The sequence below is a fragment of the Vibrio sp. V31_P5A7T61 genome, from assembly GCF_009904895.1.
GTDB classification, from domain to species: domain Bacteria; phylum Pseudomonadota; class Gammaproteobacteria; order Enterobacterales; family Vibrionaceae; genus Vibrio; species Vibrio metschnikovii.
Genome location: NZ_WXWI01000024.1, coordinates 1 through 2,526, shown reverse-complemented (window position 1 = coordinate 2,526; position 2,526 = coordinate 1). Strand labels below are relative to the sequence as shown.

Below are 2,526 nucleotides of genomic sequence, written 5' to 3'. Positions count from 1 at the left end.
GTAGTTGCGTTGCTCACCCCTTAACGCGGCGTTATGCTTTATTGAACCTCAGCAAAATCAATATATAAATTTTAATGGGAAAATTTAGTCTGACTTAGAGGTTTTCCGTTCTAATTAATTGATGTTATGAGTTTATTGTTCTTTTTGGTGGCGATTGAAAGTTGAACGATACTTGTGCTTTTTCGGTAACTTTGCCCTGATAAATTGTGCTCGCAAAAGGTTCGATTGTTGCTGAAAGGTCTCTTTCTTTGGTGTGGTTTGCTCATTGATTCCGCAGGCTATTTCGCTTCAGCATGTTTGGGATCTCATTGGCATCTAGCTTGCTGACAGTGTTTGGTTAGCGCAAGTTTATCGATGTTTGTGCGCTTTTGTCTGGTTCTGCTCTGATAAATTGTGTACGCAAAAGGTTCGATTGTTGCTGAAAGGTCTCTTCCTTTGGTGTTGTTGACCCCTTGATTCCGCAGGCTAATTCGCTTCAACTTATTTGGGATCTTATCTGCACCAATGATTGCTGAAAGTAGGCTGGTTTGTCATTTTGAGTTAAACTGCTGCGAACAAATGAACATTGTAAAAGTTCAATGTAATCAATGAGTAATAAAGCATAACAAACGCTTCAAGAGGGACTTCCAACGCGTGGCATTTTTATTATGCGTTGATTTTGGTGGTTACGGTGTTATGCGGAAACTTGGTAGTAGCGTTGTCAGCCCCTTAAGCGGGCGTTAGTTTTTTCAGGTCAAATCAATACAAACGTAGTTGGTCGATAAAATGAAAAATAAAAATGGGTATGTAAGTGTTAGTGGCTCCGAGATTTATTACGAGCTTTCAGGTAATCATGATGGCAAGCCCTTATTGATGCTTCATGGCGGTCTTGGTTCATTGAATGAGTTAAGTTCAATTCATAAATATGTTGCTGCTGACTATCAATTGATAAGTATAGATTTCCGTGGTCACGGGAAGTCTCTTTTAGGTGATCGTCCACTTAATTACATGCAATATCAACAAGACGTTCAGCATGTTCTGAGCTATTTGGACATCGATAAATATTCAATTTTTGGTTTCAGTGACGGTGGTATCGTAGGTTATCGGTTAGCAATACAAGAGCCGGAAAGGGTATCTTGTTTGGTGACACTTGGTTCGCAGTGGCGATTAGAAGCAGATGATCCATCGGTTGAATTACTAAGTGGTTTGACGGCTGAATTTTGGTCATCAAGGTTTGCCGATGATGTTGCTTTATATAAGGCGTCAAATCCTAAACCGGATTTCCCTAAACTCGTAGACGCTGTAAAAGCAGTCTGGCTTGATACAACAAAATCTGGTTACCCACATAAATTAGTTGAAAAAATTAGTTGCCCGACATTAGTAATGCGAGGTGATAATGACTTCTTGTTTTCGTTGGAAGAGGCAGCGGCTTTAAAGTCGAAAATTACAGGTTGTAGTTTTGCGAATATCCCATTGACAGGACATTCTTCGCATCAAGAATCTCCGGAATTGGTTGGTAAAATGTTAGAACAGTTCTTGTTGCAGCACAAAAACTAACAAGGCGTTCAAGAGGGATTCGCAACGCGTAGCATTTTTGTTATGCGTTGATTTTATTGGTTTTAGTTGAATGCGGTAAGTTAGTAGTTGCGTTGCTCACCCCTTAACGCGGCGTTAGCCTTATTCAAAAGGAGATTCTATGAAATCAGCAGTTCTTGTTATTGATGTGCAGAATATTTTGTTTGACCCAACACCTCAACCGTTTGAAAGAAATGAGGTTTTAACTCGCATCAATAAAGTCACAGATTGGGCGCGCCAAAAGGATATCTCAGTCATCTTTATCCAACATGAACAAACTGGGACTCCAATCGAATATGGCAGTGAAGGTTGGCAATTACAGTCATCATTACACGTTGAAAGTAGTGACCATTTTATACGCAAAACAACGCCAGATTCGTTTTTACGAACAAACTTGGAGTCGTTGCTGCAAGAACTCTGTATTGAGCATCTTTATATCTGCGGCTACGCCACAGAGTTTTGTGTAGATACAACTACGCGACGAGCTGCTGGTTTAGGTTACTCGGTGGATTTGATATCAGATGCTCACACAACTCAAAGCAAATCTCATTTGTCAGGTGAGCAAATCCGAGTACATCACAATGCAACATTGCCGAGTATTTCTAGTTTTGGTGTCAAGATTACAGCTGTATCGACACAATCTTTGACGTCATAAGGCTAACAAACGGCTCAAGAGGGATTGCCAACGCTTGGTGATTTTAGTGCAAAATTGCAGTTCAGTGTTTAAGTGTGTTTTTTAAGTTCGGCGGTGCGTTGTCAACCCCTTAGCCGGGCGTTATGCCTGTTAATGGACAAGGAGAGTTAAATGAAGATTTTAAAGGCTGCAATTTCTGAATTAGATCAGATTGTGAGTTTATTTGATGATTATCGTCAGTTTTATGGGCAAAAATCGGATATTGATGCTGCTAGAGAATTTTTGAGAAATCGGTTCGTTAATAATGAATCTGTGATTTTTTTAGCTATGACCGAAAA

General features: G+C 39.9%; 2 protein-coding genes. Both read left to right on the top strand.

Features of this window, described 5'->3' with window-relative positions:
• Window positions 1–765 precede the first annotated feature (765 nt).
• Window positions 766–1,536, top strand: a complete 771-nt coding sequence (locus CAG58_RS04935; protein ID WP_161429673.1) for an alpha/beta fold hydrolase — start codon at window positions 766–768, stop codon at window positions 1,534–1,536.
• Window positions 1,537–1,675: 139 nt separating this feature from the next.
• A complete protein-coding gene (locus CAG58_RS04930; protein WP_064626947.1) occupies window positions 1,676–2,209 on the top strand; it encodes a cysteine hydrolase family protein in 534 nt (177 codons plus the stop codon).
• The last annotated feature ends 317 nt before the right edge of the window (window positions 2,210–2,526 follow it).